We start from the raw sequence: 24,324 nt of genomic DNA on the forward strand, positions 1-24,324 counted from the left end.
GTATGGGGGGTAATAAAAAAATTCATATATTGGGCATACGAGGTATTCCAGCCCAGCATGGTGGATTCGAAACCTTCGCAGAGAAACTCGCACTTTACTTAACGAATAACGGTTGGAAGGTCGTCGTTTATTGCCAGGAAGAAGGCACTGGTGGGATCTCCACTACCGAATGGCGTGGCGTTAAACGAGTACATATCCCGTCCGCCAATACGGGGGTCGTTGGAACCATGATCTTCGACTGGAAAGCCACTATTCACGCATTGGGCCAAGATGGTCTTTTTTTGACCCTCGGTTACAACACAGCTGTCTTCAATATTCTTCAGCGCATGAAGGGTCAAACTAATGTCATCAATATGGATGGCATCGAATGGAAGCGCGAAAAGTGGGGTTTGATTGCCAAAACCTGGTTCTGGCTAAACGAGCGAGCAGGTTGCTGGATCGGCAACCACCTGGTGGCCGACCACCCGAAAATCAAGGATCACCTGGCCACCCGGGTCAAGGATTCGAAGATCACCATGATCCCTTATGGCGGGGACCGGGTGAACGAAGCAGACCCGACCGCCCTGGCTGATTATGGCCTGGAGCCCCATGGTTTCTCGGTGGTTATCGCCCGGCCGGAGCCGGAGAACTCCTTTCTGCAGGTCGTCAAGGCTTTCAGCAGCAAGCGCCGTAACCATAAGTTGGTGGTGCTGGGCAACTTCACGCCAGAGAAGAACGAGTACCACAAGCGGGTGATGGACGCGGCCGGCAAGGAAGTGATCTTCCCCGGTGCCATCTATGAGGCGGCGGTGGTTCGGGCGCTGCGGTTTTTCAGCCGCTTTTACATTCATGGCCATCAAGTAGGAGGCACCAACCCTTCGCTGGTGGAGGCATTGGGCGCCGGCTGCTCGGTGATTGCCCATAACAACCATTTCAACCGTTGGGTCGCCGGTGATGCGGCGGTGTACTTCGATGACGAGCACGACTGCGCCAAGTTGTTCGAGAAGTACCTGCGCGATGACCACAGCCATTTGATCGCGGCGATGAAGGCTGAAAGCACCCGCCGCTTCAACGAAAAATTCACTTGGGAAAACATCCTTTCCCAGTACGAAAAATTACTGATCCAGTGGTATCCCAAGGAGTACAGCAAGTGACCCAACGTATTATCGTCACCGGCGGTGCTGGTTTTATCGGCTCCGCCGTCGTTCGCCATCTGATCGACAACACCGATGTGAGCGTGCTCAATATCGACAAGCTCACCTACGCCGGCAATACCGAGTCCCTGGCGTCGGTGGCGGGTAGCCCCCGGTATGAATTCCAGCAGGTGGATATCTGCGACACAGCGGCGCTGCACGAGCTGTTCGCGCGTTTCCAGCCCGATGCGGTAATGCACCTGGCGGCCGAATCCCATGTGGACCGTTCCATCGACAGCCCATCGGATTTCATCCAGACCAACATCGTCGGCACCTACAGCATGCTGGAGGCCAGCCGCCGCTACTGGTCAGGGTTGGCGGCGGAGCAGAAACAGGGCTTTCGCTTCCACCATATCTCCACCGATGAAGTTTATGGCGACCTGGAAGGCACCGACGATCTGTTCACCGAGACTACGCCCTACGAGCCGAGCTCGCCGTACTCGGCGTCCAAGGCCGGCTCCGACCATCTGGTGCGCGCCTGGCACCGCACGTATGGCCTGCCGGTGCTGGTCACCAACTGCTCGAACAACTACGGGCCCTTCCACTTCCCCGAGAAGTTGATCCCTCATGTGATTCTCAATGCCATCCACGGCAAGCCGTTGCCGGTATATGGCGATGGCTCGCAGATCCGCGACTGGCTGTTTGTTGAAGACCATGCTCGAGCGCTGGTCGAAGTGGTGTCGCGCGGTATCGTGGGCGAAACCTACAACATCGGCGGACACAACGAGAAGCGCAACCTGCAAGTGGTGGAAACCATCTGTGAGCTGCTCGATGAGTTGCGCCCCCGCGATGAAGGGCAGGGCTCTTACAAGGAGTTGATCACCTTCGTCACCGACCGCCCTGGGCATGATCGTCGTTACGCCATCGATGCAGGCAAGATTGAGCGTGAACTTGGTTGGCGACCACAGGAAACCTTTGAAAGCGGTATACGCAAAACGGTTCAGTGGTATCTGGATAATCAAGATTGGTGGCAACGGATACTCAACGGCCAATACCGGTCCGAGCGTCTTGGCCACGTTGGCTGAAACATTCAAAACTTGCCTCTATTTAACTTCGAAGGGAATCCCCTATGAAAGGTATCATTCTGGCGGGAGGCTCCGGCACCCGCTTGCATCCCATTACCCGTGGTGTGTCCAAACAGCTGCTGCCGGTCTACGACAAGCCGATGATTTATTATCCGCTGTCGGTATTAATGCTGGCGGGCATTCGCGAGATATTGATTATTTCCACGCCCCAGGACTTGCCCAACTTCCAGAACTTGCTGGGTGATGGTTCTTCTTTCGGCATTGAACTCAGTTATGCAGAACAGCCTTCTCCTGATGGCCTGGCGCAGGCCTTTCTGATCGGCGAGGAGTTCATCGGCGACAGCAATGTGGCGCTGATTCTGGGCGACAACATTTTCTACGGTTATGGCTTCAGCGCCTTGTTGCGCGAAGCGTCACAACGACAGACCGGTGCCACTGTTTTTGGATATCGAGTCAGCGACCCGGATCGTTTTGGCGTTGTCGAGTTCGACGAGAGCGGCAAGGCGATCTCGATCGAAGAGAAGCCTGCGCATCCGAAGTCCGACCATGCTGTCACCGGTTTGTATTTCTACGACAAAGACGTGGTGAGCATCGCCAAGCAAGTCAAGCCTTCGGTACGCGGTGAGCTTGAAATCACCGACGTGAACAATGCTTATCTACAACGCGGGGATCTGCACGTCAGTGTGCTGGGGCGTGGTTTTGCCTGGCTGGACACCGGGACCCATGATTCGTTGATGGAGGCCGGGCATTTCGTCCAGACCATCGAAGCGCGGCAGGGCTTGAAGGTGGCCTGCCTTGAAGAGGTGGCCTATCACCAGGGTTGGTTGTCGGCTGCGGAACTGGATAAACAAGCCACCGCGTTACACAAAACCGGTTACGGACAATACCTGGCGCGCGTACTGACGACGGAGCCTTCGAAATGAATGTCATCAACACCCGATTGCCCGGCGTACTGATTATCGAGCCCAAGGTGTTTGGCGATGCCCGTGGGTTCTTTCTCGAGAGTTATCACGAACAGCGTTATCGCGACGCCGGCATCGAGTTGCCTTTCGTCCAAGACAATCACTCACGCTCGCAGTATGGCGTATTGCGCGGTTTGCACTTCCAGCGGACCCGGCCCCAGGGCAAGTTGGTGCGGGTTACCCAAGGTGCGGTGTACGACGTGGTGGTGGACATCAATCCCGAATCGGCCACTTGCGGTGAACATGTAGGGGTCAAGTTGACCGCCGACAACCATCTGCAGCTATGGGTGCCGCCGGGTTATGCCCACGGCTTCTGCGTGCTCAGCGATACCGCCGATTTTCAATACAAATGCACCGATCTGTATTTCCCCGAGGATGAGGGTGGGCTGCTCTGGAATGATCCGGAGCTGGGCATTACCTGGCCCGTTGAATCGCCTCAACTCTCGGAAAAAGACTTGCGCAACCCACGCTTGCGCGCGGTGTTGAACGGGGAATGACGGGTTAATATTGGTCTATAGTTAACATTAACTATTTATGACCTGATGTTATTTAGCCTTGAATGTTCAGTCACAATAGAACCTAGCGGGACAGGATGCCGGGAAAATCCTGACTAATAATAACAATAGGCGTGAAGGGGGAGTGACTTTTGCTCGGGAGTTTGTGCCGAAAATGCCTTCTCATGTAGCAAACATCTTGGAAAATTGCCTTTTTCCGTCAATAAGTCCTGCTCGGTGCAAGCGCTTTTGTCCATGATGTGACGAGGTTTGGCGTATGGCATGCACTCTCTATAAATGACATTCTCCAAAGGAGGCAATGTGCATGAACTGTCTCGTTCAATTGACGGGTGTCAGTTCATTCACCTGCTGTTCCATTCCCGGTCCCTTAGTCTCAAATCTAATGCAGAGTTGATGTCGAGAAGGAGTCTGATATGAAGAAACTACTTACGGCCGGCTTGCTGGCTGTCATGAGCACTGCAGCGTTGGCGGCGGATGAGCCGGCGAGCAAAACGGCGAGCAAAACGGCGAGCGAAGCAGTGAGCGAAGAGGTGAGCGAGCCATTGTCCTTGAGTACCCCGCTGGTTGGGGGAGTGACGGTCGCAGAAACCGTGGTGATCGGCGCGGCCATTATCGGCGCTGCGGCGGCCGCTTCAAACTCTGGAGGCAGTTCCAATGGCGGTACCTCTGGAACAGGTGGCACAACCGGTACTAGTGGTACGACGGGTACCAACTAAACCCCGCGAAGTATGTTGTTCAAGATCACTCAGAACTTTCTGGGTGATCTTGTTTTAGATTTGCCCTCGACTAGCGTAGTGCCCTTATGATCCGTAGATTATCTGTTGTTATGCTGGCAAGTATCAGCTTGCACGGCTGTATGTTTTCGCCTGGTCAACATATGGACACCAGTCAAATGGTCAGTGACGGCTCTCCGGAAAGTAGCCGGGTAGAGCTTGTTCCCATCACGCCTAAATTGATTGCCATGGATGCGGCCACGCAAGTTCGCGAACCCGTTCCCCCAGCGTTGTTGTCCTACGTTCCAGGCGGTTATCGCGTGGGTGCCAACGACCTGCTATTTATCACGGTCTGGGATCACCCCGAGTTGACGGCGCCTTCGGGGCCGCAACAGCAAATCGATGCCAACGGGCGTCTGGTGCGTCCGGACGGTACGTTGTTTTATCCCTATATCGGTAATATCCCGGCCGCCGGTAAAACCATCGAAGAGTTGCGGGCCTTTATTGCCGAGCGCTTGTCGCAATTTGTCGAAAGCCCCCAAGTCGACGTCAGCGTATTGCGCTTCGCCAGCCAGACCGTGGTGATTTCCGGTGCGGTGCTCAAAGCTGGGCAGCAGCCAATCACTACCACGCCGCTGAGCGTGGTGGAGGCCGTTGGCGCGGCCGGTGTGGACCCCTCGAACGCAGACCTGTCAGGCCTGACGCTGACCCGGGACGGGCGCGAATACAAGCTCGATCTGGACACCCTCAATCGCCAGGATTCACAGCTGCAAGGTGTTTACCTCAAGGGCGGCGACCGGCTGTACCTGCCCTATAACGACCAAAAGCGGATCTATGTCATGGGTGAGGTCAACGCGCCTCGCGCGCTGAGCTTCAAAGGCAAATCGATCAACCTGACCGATGCGCTGGGCACAGTGGGGGGCTTGAACCAGACCACCTCCAACGGTAATGCGGTGTACGTGATTCGCGGCGCCGACCATCTGGAAACTGAACCGGCCAAGGTGTTCCAGCTCGACGCCGAATCCCCGTCGGCCCTGGTACTGGCCACCCGTTTCGACTTGCAACCGCAAGACATCGTCTATGTCGGCCCGGCCGGCGTGACGCGCTGGAACCGTCTGATCAGCCAGCTTCTGCCTACGGCCACTATCCTGGGGACCGGTGCCAGCTCACTTAACGATCTCAGCGAAGCCAACAGCAGATAAGGCTCAATCCCGCCGTGAAAACTTTGCCTACCTGCGCCGGCCTGACGATGGCGCTCTTGTTGTGCGGGTGTAACCCGTTGATGAAGGCCTCCTGGGACACCCTTGAAACATCTGTCGCGGGGCCTGCCTCCATCAATTTGACCCGTGCTCAGGTCGACGCTGTGCCATATCCGCAGATCCTGGTCACCACCCCCTCCAGTGAGGGCGTGATGGCCATGGCTCGTCGGCGGGGCGACCTGCAGTTCTGGGTCGCTTCCGGCAAGCAAGTGCTGCTGATGCGCGACGGCCTGGTGGTGCGCACTGTCGGGCTGGGCGTTTCCCTGGATGGCACTCGCTTCAATGAAGAGTCGCCCTTCAAACGCGGCCTTCAGCATTTGCCCGACGGCTATACCAGCACGCGCTGGATCGACATCTATAACGGCAACCGCATCGGTATCGCGGTCAACAGCCGTTTCAGTCCCCATGGCATCGAGACCATCAGCATTCTGGACAAGGATTACGCCTTGCTGCGCATTGACGAGCAGGTGGATGCACCCACCCTGAATTTCCGCGCCACCAACCGCTACTGGGTCGACCCCCAGGACGGTTTCATCCTGCGCAGCGAGCAGCATCTGACGCCGCAACTGTTTCTGAAAATCGTGCAGGTGCGCCGTGATCGGGGAGCTGCCCGGTGAAGTGTTCAAACCTTTTCTTGCTTGGTCTGCTGTTGATCGGCCCGGGCGTGGGCCAGGCGGCCGTCACGGTCAGCGGTGACGTGCGCAGCCCTGGCCAATTCGAAATCAAGCCCGGTGCGCGCTTGCTGGATGTCATTCGTAACGCCCAACCCAATGCCGAAAGTTACTGGCTGGGCGCGGCGTGGCTGCACCGTTCATTAGTGGACAAGCAGACGCGCTTGAAGGCAGGTGTTCTGTTCGATCTGAAACTGCTGCAACGGGGGGCCTTGCTCGATGGCAAAAACACGCGAGCAGAATTGAGCGCGCGCCTATATGAGCAGGTCGAGCAGCTACCGGTCACCGGACGTCAGGTCGCGGTGCTCGATCCGATCGCTGTGGAAACGGGATTCGCCCGCAACGCGCTGCTGGATGATGGCGACCATCTGATTTACCCCCAGCGGCCGTCCACCGTGGAAGTTTTCGGGGCGGTCGCGCAGCCTTGCCAGGTGCCTTACCGAGCCCTGCAGGAAGTGCGTGCCTATGCCCGCGACTGCGCCATTCTTGGCGACGCCGAGGGCGACTATCTGTGGCTGATCCAGCCTGACGGCCAGGTTCGGCGCGTCGGCGTGGCGGCATGGAATCGTGAGGACGGCATCATTGTGGCACCCGGCAGCAAGATTCTGGTGCCGATCAGGAGCGACGATCTCGAGACGCCGACCCCTGAGCTCAATCAACAACTGGCCGAGTTTCTCGCCACTCAACCGCTGGCTGAGGTGGCCCCTTGAAGTGCCCGTTGAAGTTACGTTTTGCTGCTGCATTGCTCCTGCCCTGCGGATTGGCTCACGGTGAACCGCGCTACACCCAGAGTGATTTTGGTGGCGTCGGTCTGTTACAGACCCCCACCGCGCGCATGGCCCCGGCGGGGGAGTTGAGCGCCACGGCCAGTCGTACCGACCCTTATTCGCGCTACAGTTTTTCCTTGCAGCCGCTTGATTGGCTGGAAGGGTCGTTTCGTTACACAGCGATCACCAACCGTAATTACGGCCCCGAGGACTTTAGCGACGGCCAGAGCTTCAAAGACAAGGCCATCGACTTGAAAGCGCGGCTTTGGGAAGAAACTCACTGGGCCCCGCAGGTCGCTATCGGCGCCCGGGATATCGGCGGTACCGGGCTGTTTTCCAGCGAATATTTCGTCGCCAACAAGCGTTATGGCGATCTGGATTTCAGCCTCGGCATTGCTTGGGGTTATCTGGGTAATCGTGGGGATTTCAGCAACCCGCTGTCGGTATTGGGCAGCCAATTCAACGACCGGCCGCAGAGCACGGCGGCTGTGGCCAGGGCAGGGGACGTGAACACCAACGCGTACTTCAGGGGCCACCCTTCGTTGTTTGGCGGGATTGCCTATCAAACGCCCTGGGAACCACTGAGCCTGAAGATCGAGTACGAGGGCAACGATTACAAGAATGAGCCACTGGACAATCCGCTCAAGCAAGACCTGCCGATCAACGTCGGTGTGGTCTACAAGCTGGCCGACAGCGTCGACCTGAGCGCCGGTTGGGAGCGTGGCAATACGGCGATGTTCGGCATCACCCTGCACACCAACTTTGTCAGCCGCAAGGCACCGGTGAAGACCTATGACCCTCCCGCCGAGCCGCTGCCCGCGCAGGCACCGTTGACTCCGCCCGATCAAGTCAACTGGGCCGATGTCTCCAACCGGCTGCAGCAAAATGCCGGCTACAAGGTCAAACGCATTACCCAGCGCGGCTCGGAGTTGATGGTGTATGGCGAGCAATCTCGCTATTTTTATTCGGCCAAGGCCGTCGGGCGGGCCAGCCGGATTCTCGATAACAGCGTCAATCAGGACATCGATTGGTTCACCTTGGTGAATCAGCGTTATGACATGTCTATCGAAGAAACCAGCGTGCCGCGGGAAACATTCCGCGCAGTGGTGAACAACGACCAGCCGCTGAAGGATCTACACCGTACGACCGAGGTCAATCCGGCGACTGCACACCGGGAAACCACGCTCTATACCCAGGCGCTGGAGCCGTTCAGCTATGGTTTGGGCCTGGGCTACAAACAGAACATCGGCGGCCCCGACGGCTTGCTCTATCAGTTCACCGCCGATGCCGACGCGGAGTACCGTTTCACCCGCAACACCTGGTGGAGCGGCCTGCTCAGCGCCAACCTGCTGAACAACTACGACAAGTTCACCTACGACGCACCAAGCGGGTTGCCGCGAGTGCGCACCGATTTGCGTCAATACCTGACCACCTCCGATGTGACGATGCCGACGTTCCAGTTCAACCACGCGGCGCAGCTGGATCGGGACTGGTATGGCATGGTCTATGGCGGCTATCTGGAATCCATGTATGCCGGGGTCGGCAGCGAAGTGCTGTATCGACCCACGGGGAAACGCTGGTCATTGGGCGCTGATCTGAACTTCGTGCGCCAGCGGGATTTCGATCAGGGCTTTGGCCTGCGCGATTACCAGACCATAACGGGTCATGTCACCAGCTATACTGAATTGCCCAATGACATGCTTGCGGCGGTCAGCGTCGGGCGTTACCTGGCACGGGACTGGGGCACTACCGTCGACTTGTCGCGGGAGTTCAAGAACGGCGTGAAGTTTGGCGGCTGGGTCACCCTGACCACGGCGTCGAAGGCGGAATATGGCGAAGGCAGCTTTGACAAAGGCATCTACATTTCCATCCCGTTCGACGAGCTGTTGAGTACCTCGACCATGCGTCGTGCCAATATCGTCTGGGCGCCACTGACTCGCGATGGTGGTGCGCGCCTGAACCGTGCCTACTCATTGCAGACCATGACCGACGGGCGTGACAGCAGCCTGTTCTACAACAACTTCGAGAAAATTACCGAATGATCACGTGGCTCAAAGGCTTGATCGAATTGCCGTTCTGGCTCCGGGGCCTGGCCTTTGCCATGGTGACGGCGATTCTGCTGTTCGCGGGATTGCGCGCTCAGCCGATCCCGGAACTGTTCGTCGAAGAGGACAAGCTCCATCACTGGATCGGCTTTCTGGTATTCACATGCAGTTGCCGGCTGGCCTTTCCCAATGTGAAATTTCGGTGGGTCGCCGTGGGGTGTTTGCTCACTGGCGTAATCATCGAGGCCGCGCAGGGTTTGATGCCGCTGCGCACGGCTTCGCCCTACGACATGCTGGCAAATAGTATCGGCGTGTTGATGGGGTTATTGATTTCAAGGTACTGGGTGCGTTGAAAAGGCGTTAGGCACCTGGCAACTTGTCGGCATGTTGTAACCGTTGATCCTCGCTATATCCCCCTCCAGTAACACCTCTCTTGCCACTCCATCCGGCATATGTTCCGTAATGCAATCTGTAGCAGCTGCCGAGCCTGCGAGGCTGCGTTCGGCTGCGTAGCAGTCGTGATTGATCTACCTGATACACCGCAAGTTCTGGCTGGACGACTGCTGCGCAGTCGAACGCAGCACTGGATACGCTTTCTGGTGTTTGCGTGCGGTTGCCGTCTGCCTTTTCCCAATGTGAAGTTTGTCTGGACAGCCTTGGGGTGTTTGCTCACCGGCGTACTCATTGAGCTTGCGCAAGGTTTGATACCGCTGCGCACGGCTTCGCCCTACGACATGCTGGCAAATTGTATCGGCGTGTTGATGGGATAATTGATTTCAAGGTACTGGGTACGTTGAAAAGGCGTTAGGTACCCGGCAGTTTGTCGGCATGTTGTAACCGTTGACCCTCGCTGCCGAACGCATCCTCGCAGCATCGACAGCTGCTACGGGCGAACGCAGCCGTCGGCAGTTGCTACAAAACAAAGGGTAAATGGGGTGAGGCGGGGAGAGGGGCTCCGGGCAGTCAGAGATCTGACTGCCCGGACTGCGGCCCTGTTAGCCACAGGCTGAAGAACAGGCGGGGGGCGAATCGCAGCGATTAATAAATGTCCTTGGAAAAGAGCGTAAAGGGCGTCTTGATCAGGATCTTGATGTCGAGCCATAACGACCAGTTATTGATGTAGTTGAGGTCGATCTCCACGCGCTTTTGCATCTTGTCGAGGGTCTCGGTTTCGCCTCGGCAGCCACTGATCTGGGCCAGCCCGGTGATGCCCGGTTTGATTCGATGACGGGCCATGTAGGCCTGGATCTTGCCGGTGTAGTAGTCGTTATGGGCAATCGCGTGCGGCCGCGGCCCGACCAGCGCCATATGGCCTTGCAGTACGTTGAAGAACTGCGGCAGTTCATCGATGGACGTGCGTCGAATGAAACGACCAACCGGGGTAATGCGAGGGTCTTCACGGCCGGCCTGGCGGACTTGATGGTCGTCGTGCAGGCGCATGGAGCGGAACTTCCAGACCTTGATGATCTTGCCGTTCCAGCCGTGCCGTTCCTGTTTGAAAATGATCGGCCCCGGGGAGGAGATCTTCACTGCGACGGCAATCACCAGCAGCAGTGGACTGAAAGCGATCAGCGCCAGGGCGGCGAGACCTCTGTCCAGCAGGGTCTTGCTGAGCGCCGCTGTCGGGTAACTGGTCAGCGGGCTTTCATTGAGGTGGATGGCGGGCAGGCCATCCAGCTCGCTGACGGAATGATTGAGCAACGTCATGCTGCCCAGGTCGGGAACCCAGACCACATCCACATTCGAGTCGAGAAGGTCGATGTACAGCGCTTCGACCTGTTTGGCTTCGCTCAAAGGCAGCGCGATGTACAACCGCCGGACATCGTGCACCCGGATCAGCTCGCGCAGTTCCTGCAGTTGGCCCACGATCCGGTGGGTATTGACGTTGGTCGACAGCTCGTTGGGTTTTGAGCTGATCAGGCCGACCAGCGGCGGATACTCGGTTTTGGCCAGTTTGTCCGCCAGATTCACCGCCAGTTGGTCGGTGCCGATGATCAGGGTGTTATTTTGGCTGTGCAATTGCCGGTGGTAGTGTCTGGAAAAACTATGCAGAGGCAGGTACAGCAAGGCCTGCACGCAATAACCTGCCACAGCCCAGACCATGATGATTTCCCGGGAGAACAATTCGCTGGTCTTGCTGAGAAAGCCGATGCTGGTCAGACCGGTCAGTGTCAGTAGCCACCCCAGCAGCAGTCGGCCCAGGCCGGAGAGGTATCCATGCTGCTTGTGATAGACCAGCAGCAGGGAGTAAGAAGGGACCGAACCGAGGAAAGTCAGCACGGCAAGCACACGATAATGAGCTTCGATTTCTCCTGTCTGGTACAACGCCAGAGCAAATAACAACGCATTGACCGAAGTGATGGCAATTATCCATTGCCCCCAGAAGGTCAGTCCTTTGGATATGCTGTTTCGATTAATACGATTATGTACCATCGCGGTGTCCCTCGGGCGTGCGCCACGTTGTGTATCAGTCGACGGTTAATAAATGGCAGCCGCGCGCAAAGGCTGAGCGAGCGCAGTTCGGTCAGAGATTATTTTTATTATTGGAAGGAAGTAACGCGGGCTATGGCTGGCCATCCGAATGTTGTTTTCAAGTCAGCTGATACGGTTGTCTCAGTGTCCGGTTTTTATACTAGTACCTTAATCTTTGTGGGTGTCTGACGAATTATAACGGACACTACTTTCGGCGCCCCTGTTATAAAAGGTCGTGCTCTTTTATTTGGAGAGCATCGCTAAATCATCTATAAAATTGCAGCAGTCCGATGAGCGCTTGCCCGCCATGGGGAGGGAGCCGGGTAGGAACTATGGAGAGAGAGATGTGCGAGGGACAGGCGGCGGGAAATACAAGGCGAGGTGGTTAGGCAGTCAAGCGGTATCGGGTGGAGCGGGAAATCGCATTTATTGTTATTGTTTTTGCGATCTCACTCAGTATGCGATTCTGATCCTTTGTGCCAGGCAATAACCACGGTTTCTGACCGAGCGAATCAGGCGTTCCCCGTTGGCGGCAGTCTTGAATTTTTTCTGCAGTCGGCTCAAGCACATTTCAAGGCCGCTGTAATTCTCCGGGTCTTTATCGATACGTAGAATAAGATCGTTCTTGCTGAGTACCCGTCGATCACTGATGACCAATTGGGTGAGCATTAACGATTCGGTGCCGGTCAATGGGATGGTTATATCTTCCTTGATTAATGTTCTGTCGTCGGCATTAAACCACCAGATGTCGGGGTTCCCCTGCGACTCTTTAACCCGGCTGACTGCAGAGATGAACTCTTCGTCTGCCACCGGTTTCTTGAGAAAGCCATCAACCCCGAAGTGCGAGAAGTGATGAAGTTCTGAATGCTCCGAGTTGGGAGTAATGAGTATGATTTCCGCATCCTTTTGATTTTTGCGGATAAAGCTGACATCGCTCAGCGAGATATCGGCCTGGTCGAGCAGGATGTGCGTGAATCGACTCTTTCGGATGCGTTCGCTGCTGAGTTTGCCAGATTCGATTTCAAAAGATAGATGCAGGCGTTGTGCGAGAAGCGATTCTATAGCTTGTCGTGCCAGTTGATCTCGGGTGAAAATTAGAAAGCTGTTGTTTGGCGTATTCACAATAAGGCTCCTTCCTAGTTTGGTGAAATTTTTGAAGCTTAAATAACCTCGGTAGGCGAGTAATACCTCCCCTGGAAAAAATCGAAAGGCATGCTGCGGGCCAGTGTGTGCAGTGCTTTGTGCTCGACCCGGTCCGCAATGAATCTGATTTTGCTGTCATGGATCATGCTGCTCAGGCAGTCGTAAGACCTGTTGAAAAAGTCCTGACTGTTATCGACCATGATGTCGAAATTGGACCGGGTCAGGTCCACTTTTATGTAATCGAACAGCTTCGGGCTGATCAGTTTTTCAGCGCTGTCATCGCTTAAGTCATAGCCATCGAAAGCGATCTCGATCCCGTTGTCCTTCAATAAATGAATATGATTGATAATGGTTCTTTTTTCTTTGAGATTGAACGAAAGGAGCGAACTGCCATTAATGCTGGGGATTAACTGTTGCTCATGTTTCTTGAGTGTCGTTTGAGCGTCGTTCAGTTCCCTGATGAACGCTTTATCCAACAACGCGGATTGGTTCATGGTCACGAATAATTTATTGGGTGTCTGTACGGATGGGGACGGTGTGGTCTCGATCTGTGAGAGGGCATTTAATTGGATCCGCATCAGTACTTCACGATAAATCGCCAGCGGGTGATCGGGATGCAATGGCTGATACCCCTTGTTCAGAGGTGTCTGTTGTTTGGTCGCTTTGGCATAAATCTCACTGCCGAACAATTCATCGTTTCGCTTGAGAATTGATTGCCTGAAGAAAACCATTGCGAAGTTATCTTGCACGGTATATTGCCTGCTGGACTCCATCGTTTAGTCCCTTTAAGAATGAAAGTTTGCTTGCTTTACTGAAACGACCCCTCGAAGCAATCGATAGCCATAACCGCGAACACTATGAATGATGTTAATGCCGAAGTGCTTTTTGATTTTGTTTCGAAGGCGGCTTATGGATTTCTCCAGAACACGTGAGTCATAGAGTTTGATATTCAAACCCATGGATTCGGCCATAGAGTCATGGTGCAGGATATTGCCTTCTGCATTGATAAGCGCATCCAGGGCTTTCATTTCCTGATAAGCCAGATCCAGTTTGAACTCATCGTTGTATAAGTGCAGGCATGTTTGGTCCAGGGTCAGCTTAATGGCGGGCTGCCATTCAGGTGTTTCGAGCAACTCTGAAAGTAACCTGGCTTTTTCATCCTGATCGTTAGGTACATTGATACAATGATCTGCACCGGCCAGGTAACATTCAATTTTGGTTTGCGGAGCGCGAAAATTGATTGCAACGATAATGGACAGTTCTGTTGGACTCGTGCGTAATTTCTTGATGAGCGCCAGGCAGTCATTAAGAATGGAAGGGCTCTCAATGTCGATTAGTACGGCATCGTGGGCTTGAGTTTCGCTATCTGGGTTTAATGGGTTTGTATAATCTAATGTATATATATGTGTGAGATTGGGTGCAAATAACTGTCGAAGTTTCTCTGCCGAGCGCCAAGTGCGCCCAATAGCGAGAATACCCCTCTGGCTATTTTCGATTTTGCTCTCAGTACTCATCGTGCAAATTACTCATATGTGCTGGCGCTGCAATCTTAATACACAAAATACTGAAATTATCTGACTTTTTATAACATTTTGAGCTTGTCAGCAGGTGCCATTCGATTGCCAGTAGTTTCAGTTGAATCAATGACATAGCCAACTGTGGAGGCTTTAGCCAATTTGATTTTTTGATATCCGATTTAGTTGGTGAGCGCCTTTGCGTCGGACTAGGCCCTCTAGGTTGACTTTTCTATGATCAATACTGAAGCGAGGCTGATCCGCGGACCGGGCTACAGAATGAGGCATCACTGAGAAGTCTTGCGTATAAATTGTGCGGAAGTCCGCATTTTTGATTTCTGGAGTTGATTTATAAGGATATTCCACGGTCTTCTATGGCAGTTTGGGTGCGCACTCGAGAGGCGCCAGTTCAACTGTCGCCTCTTTTTAGGGCAAATGAGAGCGGGGGTATATTAATTTACTCCTTTTGCATTATATTTGTAATATTTTATGTCAAGAGCTGAATTTGTGAACAGTGTAGTTATTCTACCTAGTTGTTGAATACAAAAAGCTAAGAATGATATCATGTGGCCATTATACTTAAGTATTAGTCTAAGGGGGGAGCCGGTCATTGGTCTTTTTCGCAATTAATCATCCATGACACGCCAAACCGATCGACCAGCATCCCGAAGCGTGCCGCCCAGAACGTTGTCTCCAATGGCATTTGAATACTCCCGCCTTGCGCCAATGCCGCAAACACTCGCTCTGCCTCAACCACACGGTCGACATTCAATGACACCGAACAACCGCTCATGCCGGCGCTGGGGCGATCGGGTGTGGTATCCGACCCCATGATCGACTGATCCCCGACCAACAGGCGCGTATGAATGATCAGGTTGTGGCAGTCCGCTGGCACATGGTCGCGAGCCGGAGTTTCGCCGAAGGTCATCATGACTTCGATCTGGCCAGGCAGGCTTTTGGCGTAGAAGTTGAAGGCATCCTGGCAGTCGCCGTTGAAGATCAGGTAGGGGGTGATTTTCATGTTCTGCTCCCGGTGATGGAGTGGGGCACATCGGTTGGACGTTCAGGTTCGTCTTCCAATCCCGATAGGCATTGACTCCTCATAGCAAAGCGCTAAAACGTGGTGAGCGACGATACTTTTTTAGATGTTTTTCCTATGGGCGAGGCGAGGCTTATCACCTCATATCCACGTAAAGCGGGCGTCGCTCATTCCACATACCATATGACCTGCAGCGCCCCTTTACATCCGCCACCGAGTCCATCGCCCATGCCTGTCCTTACCCGTTTCGCCTCTTTGCTCGACCAGGCGAGGCGTGCCTTGTTGCTGGTCTGGGGTACGTCCCGCGGGCTGTTTCTGGGGTTGGTGCTGGCGACGCTGATCGCTGGTGTGCTGCCGGCACTGGCAGCCTGGTTGGGGCAGCGGATTGTCGACGCGGTAGTTACCGCGATGCAGTTGCACGCGCAACAGGGCAGCGCACCGTTGTGGCCGGTTGTGCGCTATGTGCTGTTTGAGGCGGGCGTGCTTGCATTGCTGTCCGGGACGCAGCGCGCGCTGTCGGTGCAGCAGTCGCTGTTGCGGGTGCAGTTGGGGCAGAAGGTCAACACGATGATTCTGGAGAAGGCCCAGACGTTATCGTTGGTGCAGTTCGAGAACTCAGAGTTCTACGACAAGCTGGTTCGGGTGCGGCGCGAGGCATCGACCCGGCCATTGGCGCTGGTGATGAAGTCGCTGGGGCTGATCCAGAACCTGATCGTGTTGATCAGCTTTGGCGTGTTGCTGGTGCATTTTTCGCCCTGGGCGCTGGTACTGCTGGTGGTCGGGGCATTGCCGGTGTTCTTTGCCGAAGCGCACTTTTCCGGGGATGCCTTTCGGCTGTTCACGCGCCGGGCGCCGGAGAGTCGGCAGCAGAACTACATCGAGACACTGCTCTCCCATGAGGGCTACATCAAAGAGGTGAAGCTGTTTGGCTTCGCGCCGCTGTTGTTGCAGCGTTATCGGGACACGTTTGCTCGTCTCTACGCCGAAGACCGGCGCCTGACGTTGCGTCGCGATGGCTGGGGATTTGTGCTGGGACTGCTGGGCACCGCGGCGTTTTATCTGGCCTATGCGTGGGTTGTGGTCGATACCGTTCACGGCAGCATCAGCCTCGGGCAAATGACCATGTACCTGGTGCTGTTCAAGCAGGGGCAGACGGCGGTGAGCAGCAGCTTGAGCGCGATCAGCGGTCTCTATGAGGATGGTCTTTACCTGTCGAGCCTCTATGAGTATCTGGCCGAACCGGTGGTGGCCGATGCCGGAAGCCTTACAGTGGGTGCGGTGCCCGGCGATGGGTTGCGTTTCGAGAGTGTCGGTTTCCGTTATCCGGGGGCGAGCCGCGCTGCTTTGCAGGGCATCGATCTGCATCTGTTGCCCGGACACAGTGTCGCGCTGGTGGGGGAAAACGGCTCGGGTAAAACCACGCTGATCAAGTTGCTGACGCGGTTGTATCGCCCTGATCAGGGCCGCATTTTGTTGGACGGCAGTGATTTGCAGGCCTGGGAAGAAGAGGCGCTGAGACGGCGCATCGGCGTGATTTTCCAGGACTACATTCGCTACCAGTTCTCCGTCGGCGAGAACATTGGTGTGGGCGACACCCTGGCGTTCAACGATGAAACCCGTTGGCAGCAAGCGGCCGCCGAAGGCATGGCCGCGCCTTTCATCGAGCGTCTGGATCGTGGTTACGCCACGCAATTGGGACGGTGGTTTGCCGGTGGGCAGGAACTGTCCGGTGGGCAATGGCAGAAGATCGCCTTGTCTCGCGCCTACATGCGCCGCGACGCCGATATCCTGATCCTGGACGAACCGACCTCGGCCCTGGATCCGGCGGCGGAAGCGGCGGTGTTCGAGCATTTCAGCCAACACACCGAAGGGCGCATGACGTTGCTGATTTCTCACCGCTTCTCCAGCGTGCGCAATGCCGACCACATCATCGTGCTGGACCAGGGGTCGATCCTTGAGCGAGGCGATCACGACAGCCTGGTCGCGGCGGGTGGGCGCTATGCGCAGTTGTTCAACGTGCAGGCGCGTGGTTATCGATAGCCGCAAACTTGTGTTGCGCGATCATGAACAACCCACCGGCATCATCCGGTCGCGCAGGTTCAGCAAGCGCAAGGCCTGTTCCAGCAAGAGCGCGACGACGATGGCCCCGGCCGCGATGACGAACAGTAACCCGTGATGACCGCCGCTGGCGTTGAACAGCGCCGAGTAGGCAAACCCGGCGATGGCCTGAAAGGTTGCGAATGAAACCGTGGCGCGGCTCCAGGCCACTTGCTGGTGATGGTGTTGTGGCACCAGCTCATGCACCCGGGCCAGCGCCAGCGGCACGATGCCCGGTGGGAACGAACCGAGGATGACTGCCAGCAGGGCCAGGGCGGTGAACGAACTCGATATAGCCAGCAGGCCGACGGCAATCGCCTGCACCACCAGTACCAGGCGGATGCTCAGCTTCGCCCCCAGTTGATCGGCCAGAAAGCCATAACTCACCGGCCCGACTATCGCGCCGAGGCCGTACATCACCCAAATCAGTGCACCGACATGGGGCCCGGCACCGAGGCCGCGTGCCACGTAATCCACCAGAAACACCATGGCTGGCACCAGCCCGGCAGCCATGAACGCGTACTGTGCAAACAGCAGATAAAGGTTGGGATCAAACGGCGATTTGGTGTGCTGAGCGTGTGGTGCAGCCGTTTCATTGGCAACGGATGACGGCCAGCCAAGCCAGCTGGCGGCGGTCAGAATCAAGGCCAAGGCGCCGAGCCCAAGCCAAGTGTTCTGTAAGCCAAGGCTCAGCAGCGGCGGAACGAGGGTGCCTGAGCCGGCGATGCCCAAGCCGATGCCCAGGAAAATCGCACCGCTGGCCAGGCCTCGGCGCGAGGCGGGCACATGGGGCAACACGGTCGCCGCCACCAGTACCATGATCGCGCCACCGGCAATCCCCGACAGCAATCGCCAACCGAAGAACCAACTCACCGATAACGGAAAGGCACAGGCAAAAAAGGCCAGTGTCACCGCCAGCATCATCAGCCGCAAAGCGGCTTTGTTGGATGTGCGACGGGCCAGCGGATGGCCGATCAGTGCGCCGATCAAGTAGCCCACCAGATTGGCGGCGCCGAGGTACACCACGTCGCTGGCGGAAAACCACTGGGCCTGAATCAACGACGGTATCAACGGCGTGTAGGCAAAACGCGCCAGACCAATACTGACCAGGCTGGCGCAGAGGCCGGCGAAGATCGGCAGCCAGATCGCGCTGCGCCCAGTGTCGAGGGATGTGCTGTGCATGGGAGCGGTCCTGTGAATTTGTGCTTGGCCTCAAGCATATCGAGGAACGCTGATGCAATATTGCTGCGATTTCGCGCTACGATGATGCGTATATGCATCACTACAGGAAACGCTATGAATTGGGATGATGCGCGAGTGTTTTTGGCGGTTTGTCGCGAATCGACGTTACGCGGTGCGGCACGGGTGCTGAAGGTCGATCAGGCAACCGTCGGCCGGCGAATCGCCGCGCTGGAAAAATCGTTGAGCGCGACCCTGTTTCTGCGCACCTCCGAGGGCTATGCGCTGACAGCGGTCGGCGAAGCGGCGTTGCAATCCGTGGAAAAGATGGAGCTCTCGGCATTTGAGCTGGAGCGACAGATTCAGGGTCTCGACGAACGATTGATAGGCAATGTGCGCGTCAGCACTACCGATTCTCTGGCCATCGATTTTCTGATCCCGGCCATCGCTCGTTTGCATGCGGTGCACCCCGACGTGCGGGTGCAGTTGGACGCCTCCACGCAAATCCTCAGCCTGGCCAAGCGTGAAGCCGACATCGCCGTGCGTAACACCCGGCCGGACAACCCCGACCTGATCGCCCGGCGCATCGCGCGCTGGCCGGTGGGGCTGTTCGCCTCGCGAAGTTATGTCGAGGCCAACGGCATGCCGCAACCGGGCTCGGCCTTCGAGGGGCATGATCTGGTGGTGTATCAGCCGTACTTGCAGGGCAACAAGAACATGACCCTGGTCTCGGAACCCCTGAGCCGTGGGCGGATTGTCGCCAGCCTGAGTTCCAGCCTGCTGGTGCGGCGTTCGATTGCCGCGGGTCTCGGGGTGGGGGAGATCCCGGTGTACATGGGCGAGCGCGATGGGCTGGTCAGGCTCTGGCCGGAACGCACACGCCCGCTGCCGTATGAAGTGTGGCTGGTGACCCATGCGGACCTGCGCCACACCGCGCGGGTGCGGGCGGTGATTGAGCAGATTGTCGAGGCGTTTGCACTGGAGAATGAATAAGTCAGGCTGCTCGTGTCGGTGCCCATTCAGTCAAAACAAATCACCCATCCTGCCGGCCCCCGACCATTCACAGCCTTCCAGCGTCAGCAACCGTTCTTTCGCCTCAAGCCCCCCGGCAAACCCCGTCAATTTCCCCGACGCCCCAATCACCCGATGACACGGCGCGACAATCGATATCGGATTTTTGCCGTTGGCCGCGCCCACCGCCCGAACCGCGCTGGGATTGCCGATCTGCTGGGCTATCTCGCTGTAGCTGCGCGTCTCGCCAAACGGAATCGTCAGCAATGCCTGCCACACCTGCTTCTGAAAGTCCGTCCCGGCAAAGTCCAGTTCCAGCTCGAAATGATTACGCGTGCCGGCAAAGTATTCCCGCAACTGCTGTGCGGCGCGTATCAGGATCGGGTTGTCCGCCGCTTCACTCATCGGCCCCAGTCTTACCCGGTCGGGTTTGTCGTTTTCCCAGAGGATGGCCGCCAGACGCGTTCCTTTCGCGACCAGCTTCAACTCGCCGACCGGCGACGCCAGGGTGGTAAATGTGTAGGTCATGCCGGCGGACTCCGCACACGTGCTGAACAGGGGCCCAGCATACTGCCTCGCCGGGGAGGCGCAATACGCAATAGCAGCCATACTTGCCAACTGCTTTTGAACCGTTCCCTCTGTTTTTCCACAGAGCCTAAAAACAAAAAAGAGACCGACTCATGAAGTTCGAACCTTTTGCCAAATCGCTCATGGCGACCTCATTGGCGCTGAGCTGCCTGATGGCCCATGCGGCCTCCGTCGCCCCGGTCGCGGCCGAAAACGGCATGGTTGTCACCGCCCAGCATCTGGCCAGCCACGTTGGCGTCGATGTCCTCAAGAATGGCGGCAATGCTGTCGATGCGGCGGTGGCGGTGGGTTATGCGCTGGCGGTGGTGTACCCCGCTGCAGGCAACCTGGGCGGCGGCGGCTTCATGACGATTCAATTGGCGGACGGGCGCAAGACCTTCCTCGACTTCCGTGAAAAAGCACCTCTGGCCGCCACGGCCGACATGTACCTCGACAAACAGGGCAACGTCATCCCTGATCTCAGCACCCGCGGCCATTTGGCCGTCGGCGTGCCGGGCACTGTGTCTGGCATGGAGCTGGCGCTGAAGAAATTCGGCACCAAACCCCGCAAGGAAGTGATCGCCCCTGCGATCAAGCTTGCCGAAGACGGTTTTGTGCTGGAGCAGGGCGATGTCGATTTGCTGGAGTACGCCACAGACGTCTTCAAGAAAGACATGCGCGACTCGGGCTCGATCTTCCTGAGCAATGGCGAGCCGATGCAGGTCGGGCAGAAACTCGTGCAAAAAGACTTGAGCAAAACCCTGCGGGAAATTTCCGAGAAGGGCGCCGACGGTTTCTATAAAGGCTGGGTGGCCGACGCTATTGTCACCTCCAGCCAGGCCAACAAGGGCATCATCACCCAGGCCGACCTCGACAAATACCAGACCCGCGAACTGGCACCCATCGAGTGCGACTACCGCGGCTACCACGTGGTCTCGGCGCCGCCGCCAAGCTCCGGCGGTGTGGTGATCTGCGAGATCATGAACATCCTCGACGGCTACCCGATGAAAGACCTCGGCTACCGCTCGGCGCAGGCCGTGCACTACCAGATCGAAGCGATGCGCCACGCGTATGTGGACCGCAACAGCTACCTCGGCGACCCGGATTTCGTGAAAAATCCGATCGCCCATTTGCTGGATAAAAACTACGCGACCAAAATCCGCGCCGCCATCGATCCGCAAAAGGCCGGCGTGTCCCGCGAGCTCAAACCTGGCGTAGCGCCCCACGAAGGCAGTAACACCACCCATTACTCGATCGTCGACAAATGGGGCAACGCGGTATCGGTGACCTACACCCTCAACGACTGGTTCGGCGCCGGCGTGATGGCGAGCAAAACCGGGGTCATCCTCAATGATGAAATGGACGACTTCACCTCGAAAATCGGCGTGCCGAACATGTACGGCCTTGTACAAGGGGAGGCCAACGCCATCGCCCCCGGCAAGGCACCGCTGTCGTCCATGAGCCCGACCATCGTCACCAAGGATGGCAAAGTCGTCATGGTCGTCGGCACCCCCGGTGGCAGTCGCATCATCACCGCAACCCTGCTGACCATCCTCAATGTGATCGACTACGGCATGAACATCCAGGAAGCGGTGGATGCGCCGCGTTTCCATCAGCAATGGCTGCCGGAAGAAACCAACCTGGAGAACTTCGCCACCAGCCCGGACACCAAGAAGATGCTCGAAAGTTGGGGCCACAAGTTTGCCGGCCCGCAGGACCCCAACCATATTGCAGCTATTCTGGTAGGTGCGCCTTCGCTGGAAGGCAAACCCGTGGGCAAGAACCGCTTCTATGGGGCGAACGATCCACGGCGCAATACCGGGCTGTCGCTCGGTTACTGAAACAGGCGATCATCGGCCACCCCGACTCCCTGGGTGGCCTCGATCCCCGACCCTTGAACGTATCCTCGCAAAACTTAGCCTCGCAAGTTGCTACAGGCTAGAAGGGAGTTGAAATCCATCGTTCCAGCGACCTGTCTAAGGAAGGAAGCCATGAGCACCGCACTCCTGATCATCGATGTCCAACGCGCGCTGTGCACCGGCGAGTATGAATGCTTCGACATCCAGCGCGTCATCGACACCATCAACGGCCTCAGCACCAAAGCCCGAGTCGCCAATATTCCGGTCATCCTGATCCAGCACGAAGAAGAGGGCGACCTGCTGCAATACGGCGCCGAAGGCTGGCAACTGGCCGACGGCCTGAAGACGTCACCCCACGACCTGCGCGTGCGCAAAACCACTCCGGACTCGTTCTACCAGACCCACCTGCATGAACATCTACAAGAGCTGGACGTCGAACGCCTGATTATCTGCGGCCTGCAAACCGACTACTGCGTCAACGCGACGGTCCGTGAGGCATTATCGCGAGGCTACGACGTGGTGCTGGCGTCCGATGCTCATTCCACGATCGACAATGGCACGATGAGCGCCGAAGACATCATCACCGAACACAACAAGGATCTGGCGCATCTGACCGGTTCCGTGGCGCGGATCGATGTCGTGCCGGCCAGCGAAATCAATATCTGAAAGCATCGGTGGTTCCTGGATGTATTTCCCTCTCGCTTCAAATGAAACGGGCGCCGATCATGGCGCCCGTTTTTTGTTCAATCCGTCTGTAGCCGCCGCACCACCGCCTGAAAACGCTCCGACGCAATCCAGTCCGGATCCGCGTGCTCCACCAGCAGCATGATCCCCAGGTAGTGTTCCAGATGCAGCGTAATCGTCTGCCCCTCGACGGCCAGGTCCCAATAACGCTGGTCCAACCCGTTGATCTGTGCCGTCCAGGTCCCGCCCAGCCCTCGTGCCAATTCACTGGCGATGCGATTGAACAGATCCCGGTCGGATGTCTGCGAGAGATAAATTTCCCGTGATGGCGGGGGCGACGGATCAGTCATGTTTTGCTCCTTGAGAATGAACGTGACTTTACGCTTCCTGCGAGATTTGTGGCGAGCGAGCTGGGAGCTGGACGCCATTACCGCGCCTATGGCATGGTCAAAATGACAGGCCATTCAGCGAGCGAGATCAGTACGATGGAGGAGGGTGATGAGGTCGGCGCCAAGACGTCGATGGCAACGCTGAGAGCATTCAATCATTGCGTGTTGCACCTTGGTCGCCTTGCTCGGGATCGCGGTGCATCCGGGTTCATCGCCGAAGGCCTGCAGGCATTCCGTGAACTGCTGCCCTTCGCTTCCGCCTGGTGGGGTGAGATGTCCGCGTCGGACGTTGATGCTCCGCCCAGAAGCTGGATGCACGGGCGAATTAATCTGCCCGAGTCGTTTGCCGCCGAATGGCACAAGAGTGCGGGCAGCGACAGATTTTCCCATGACACCCTGAGCCGACCCGGTGAGGTCGTGCGTGACAGCGGGTTCACCGACCCCGATGTAGAAGTGGACGCGTTCGCTCGGCGCCACGCCCTCTACCACCTGATGTGCATCACTTTCGAGTTACCCGAAAGCGGCTTGATGTTCTTCGTCTGTCTCTACCGAGGCATTGAAGCTCCGGCGTTCAACGACAGTGAGGCGGAGCTGTTTTCGGCCTTCTGCGACCATCTGTTGCAGCTCTGGCGATTTCAGGTGCAGGACATGATTCGCTTCGACACGGGCAACGGGGCGTCTGACTTTGGCGTCGCGCGCATGGACGGCAGCCTGCTGTACGTGGGGGCCACACTGTGCGCAGCGATTGAGCGTGAGTTGCCAGGGTGGGGCGGTTCAATGCTTCCCGCGCAGGTGATCGCGCAACTGCCAAAGGCACCCTGTGTCATGCGACTGGGCCGCTGCGCACTGACACTGAGCCCTAACGCCGAGCACGTCATCCTGTCACTCGAAGCGCAGTCGCGGGGGGCGGTGCTTGCGCCTCGCGAGCGGACGGCAGCGATGCTGTTTGCGGCCGGTCATTCCTACAAGGAAATTGCCAAAATCCTTGCCTTGAGTCCCGCGACGGTGCGCACCTACCTGCGCAACTGCTACCTGCAGCTCGGCGTGAAGAGCAAGGTGGAGCTGGGTTCCGTGCTGCGTTCGCCGACCTCGTTTGCGGATGCAGCGCGTCGCGATTAGGTGCGGTCAAGTTGCCTCACCCCCCTCATTTGCAGAGGTCCATCCAACCGCTGCGCTCTATATCGTGTGCCCTGCATATCAGGGGCTTGCGGCAGTTCGTTTGGGCCACTTCCAGAACTATA

The 24,324-nt window shown here is 57.0% G+C and carries 23 protein-coding genes; 15 read left to right on the forward strand and 8 right to left on the reverse strand.

Annotation, left to right across the window (positions count from 1 at the left end):
- Nucleotides 1-2 precede the first annotated feature (2 nt).
- The 10 genes from LOY28_RS09315 (at nt 3) to LOY28_RS09360 (ending at nt 9,482) form a co-directional block, all read left to right on the forward strand.
- Nucleotides 3-1,133, forward strand: a complete 1,131-nt coding sequence (locus LOY28_RS09315) for a DUF1972 domain-containing protein (RefSeq protein WP_258613396.1) — start codon at nt 3-5, stop codon at nt 1,131-1,133.
- Nucleotides 1,130-2,197: a dTDP-glucose 4,6-dehydratase gene (rfbB, locus tag LOY28_RS09320; protein WP_064616869.1), complete on the forward strand. Its 1,068-nt coding sequence runs from the start codon at nt 1,130-1,132 to the stop codon at nt 2,195-2,197. Before LOY28_RS09315 ends, rfbB begins: the two co-directional genes overlap by 4 nt.
- A 44-nt stretch (nt 2,198-2,241) precedes the next feature.
- Nucleotides 2,242-3,120 carry a glucose-1-phosphate thymidylyltransferase RfbA gene (gene rfbA, locus LOY28_RS09325; protein WP_064616870.1) on the forward strand — a complete coding sequence of 293 codons (879 nt, stop codon included), beginning with the start codon at nt 2,242-2,244 and terminating at the stop codon, nt 3,118-3,120.
- Complete coding sequence (gene rfbC, locus LOY28_RS09330) at nt 3,117-3,656, forward strand: dTDP-4-dehydrorhamnose 3,5-epimerase (RefSeq protein WP_064616871.1); 540 nt, start codon at nt 3,117-3,119, stop codon at nt 3,654-3,656. Before rfbA ends, rfbC begins: the two co-directional genes overlap by 4 nt.
- Nucleotides 3,657-4,087: 431 nt before the next feature.
- Nucleotides 4,088-4,390, forward strand: a complete 303-nt coding sequence (locus LOY28_RS09335) for a hypothetical protein (RefSeq protein ID WP_258613397.1) — start codon at nt 4,088-4,090, stop codon at nt 4,388-4,390.
- Between the two features lie 86 nt (nt 4,391-4,476).
- Nucleotides 4,477-5,589 (forward strand): polysaccharide biosynthesis/export family protein, encoded by a 1,113-nt coding sequence (locus tag LOY28_RS09340; RefSeq protein WP_258613398.1) that lies wholly within the window; start codon nt 4,477-4,479, stop codon nt 5,587-5,589.
- A 14-nt stretch (nt 5,590-5,603) separates the two neighbouring features.
- Nucleotides 5,604-6,263, forward strand: a complete 660-nt coding sequence (locus LOY28_RS09345; RefSeq protein WP_309475738.1) for a YjbF family lipoprotein — start codon at nt 5,604-5,606, stop codon at nt 6,261-6,263.
- Nucleotides 6,260-7,027 carry a capsule biosynthesis GfcC family protein gene (locus LOY28_RS09350; protein ID WP_258613399.1) on the forward strand — a complete coding sequence of 256 codons (768 nt, stop codon included), beginning with the start codon at nt 6,260-6,262 and terminating at the stop codon, nt 7,025-7,027. Before LOY28_RS09345 ends, LOY28_RS09350 begins: the two co-directional genes overlap by 4 nt.
- An 8-nt stretch (nt 7,028-7,035) precedes the next feature.
- Nucleotides 7,036-9,126: a YjbH domain-containing protein gene (locus LOY28_RS09355; protein ID WP_258613400.1), complete on the forward strand. Its 2,091-nt coding sequence runs from the start codon at nt 7,036-7,038 to the stop codon at nt 9,124-9,126.
- Nucleotides 9,123-9,482, forward strand: a complete 360-nt coding sequence (locus LOY28_RS09360; protein ID WP_086945320.1) for a VanZ family protein — start codon at nt 9,123-9,125, stop codon at nt 9,480-9,482. Before LOY28_RS09355 ends, LOY28_RS09360 begins: the two co-directional genes overlap by 4 nt.
- Before the next feature lie 685 nt (nt 9,483-10,167).
- On the opposite strand, the gene LOY28_RS09370 is transcribed toward LOY28_RS09360, so the two are convergent.
- The 5 genes from LOY28_RS09370 to LOY28_RS09390 all read right to left on the reverse strand — a co-directional run bounded on the left by LOY28_RS09370 (nt 10,168) and on the right by LOY28_RS09390 (nt 15,279).
- Nucleotides 10,168-11,562, reverse strand: a complete 1,395-nt coding sequence (locus LOY28_RS09370; RefSeq protein ID WP_018928262.1) for an undecaprenyl-phosphate glucose phosphotransferase — start codon at nt 11,560-11,562, stop codon at nt 10,168-10,170.
- 492 nt (nt 11,563-12,054) lie between these two features.
- The gene (locus LOY28_RS09375) at nt 12,055-12,723 is read right to left on the reverse strand and encodes a winged helix-turn-helix domain-containing protein (protein ID WP_018928261.1); all 669 of its coding nucleotides are present in this window, start codon (nt 12,721-12,723) and stop codon (nt 12,055-12,057) included.
- 38 nt (nt 12,724-12,761) lie between these two features.
- Nucleotides 12,762-13,517 (reverse strand): EAL domain-containing protein, encoded by a 756-nt coding sequence (locus LOY28_RS09380; RefSeq protein WP_309475739.1) that lies wholly within the window; start codon nt 13,515-13,517, stop codon nt 12,762-12,764.
- Nucleotides 13,518-13,529: 12 nt separating this feature from the next.
- Nucleotides 13,530-14,258 (reverse strand): winged helix-turn-helix domain-containing protein, encoded by a 729-nt coding sequence (locus LOY28_RS09385; RefSeq protein ID WP_258613402.1) that lies wholly within the window; start codon nt 14,256-14,258, stop codon nt 13,530-13,532.
- Nucleotides 14,259-14,865: 607 nt separating this feature from the next.
- Complete coding sequence (locus LOY28_RS09390; protein ID WP_018928258.1) at nt 14,866-15,279, reverse strand: VOC family protein; 414 nt, start codon at nt 15,277-15,279, stop codon at nt 14,866-14,868.
- 246 nt (nt 15,280-15,525) lie between these two features.
- Here LOY28_RS09390 and LOY28_RS09395 point away from each other — a divergent pair, with 246 nt between their 5' ends.
- A complete protein-coding gene (locus LOY28_RS09395) occupies nt 15,526-17,337 on the forward strand; it encodes an ABC transporter ATP-binding protein (RefSeq protein WP_018928257.1) in 1,812 nt (603 codons plus the stop codon).
- Nucleotides 17,338-17,358: 21 nt separating this feature from the next.
- Here LOY28_RS09395 and LOY28_RS09400 read toward each other — a convergent pair whose 3' ends face one another.
- Nucleotides 17,359-18,576, reverse strand: coding sequence for an MFS transporter (locus LOY28_RS09400; RefSeq protein WP_258613404.1), 1,218 nt, complete (start codon nt 18,574-18,576; stop codon nt 17,359-17,361).
- Nucleotides 18,577-18,690: 114 nt separating this feature from the next.
- Between LOY28_RS09400 and LOY28_RS09405 the strand changes: the two genes are divergently transcribed.
- Nucleotides 18,691-19,566 (forward strand): LysR family transcriptional regulator, encoded by an 876-nt coding sequence (locus tag LOY28_RS09405; RefSeq protein WP_064616881.1) that lies wholly within the window; start codon nt 18,691-18,693, stop codon nt 19,564-19,566.
- A gap of 30 nt (nt 19,567-19,596) precedes the next feature.
- Here the strand turns inward: LOY28_RS09405 and LOY28_RS09410 are convergent, their stop codons facing one another.
- Nucleotides 19,597-20,112 (reverse strand): methylated-DNA--[protein]-cysteine S-methyltransferase, encoded by a 516-nt coding sequence (locus LOY28_RS09410; RefSeq protein ID WP_258613408.1) that lies wholly within the window; start codon nt 20,110-20,112, stop codon nt 19,597-19,599.
- A gap of 152 nt (nt 20,113-20,264) precedes the next feature.
- On the opposite strand from LOY28_RS09410, the gene ggt reads away from it, so the two are divergent.
- Both ggt and LOY28_RS09420 read left to right on the forward strand, forming a co-directional pair.
- Nucleotides 20,265-21,992, forward strand: a complete 1,728-nt coding sequence (gene ggt, locus LOY28_RS09415) for a gamma-glutamyltransferase (RefSeq protein ID WP_258613409.1) — start codon at nt 20,265-20,267, stop codon at nt 21,990-21,992.
- Nucleotides 21,993-22,142: 150 nt separating this feature from the next.
- A complete protein-coding gene (locus LOY28_RS09420; protein ID WP_111453712.1) occupies nt 22,143-22,676 on the forward strand; it encodes a cysteine hydrolase family protein in 534 nt (177 codons plus the stop codon).
- A gap of 77 nt (nt 22,677-22,753) precedes the next feature.
- Here LOY28_RS09420 and LOY28_RS09425 read toward each other — a convergent pair whose 3' ends face one another.
- On the reverse strand, nt 22,754-23,044 hold the full coding sequence (locus LOY28_RS09425) for a DUF3630 family protein (protein WP_258613411.1): 291 nt from the start codon (nt 23,042-23,044) through the stop codon (nt 22,754-22,756).
- Between the two features lie 135 nt (nt 23,045-23,179).
- Between LOY28_RS09425 and LOY28_RS09430 the strand changes: the two genes are divergently transcribed.
- The gene (locus tag LOY28_RS09430; protein WP_258614426.1) at nt 23,180-24,202 is read left to right on the forward strand and encodes a helix-turn-helix transcriptional regulator; all 1,023 of its coding nucleotides are present in this window, start codon (nt 23,180-23,182) and stop codon (nt 24,200-24,202) included.
- The last annotated feature ends 122 nt before the right edge of the window (nt 24,203-24,324 follow it).

This window comes from Pseudomonas sp. B21-017 (assembly GCF_024749245.1).
In the GTDB taxonomy this organism is placed as follows: Bacteria; Pseudomonadota; Gammaproteobacteria; order Pseudomonadales; family Pseudomonadaceae; genus Aquipseudomonas.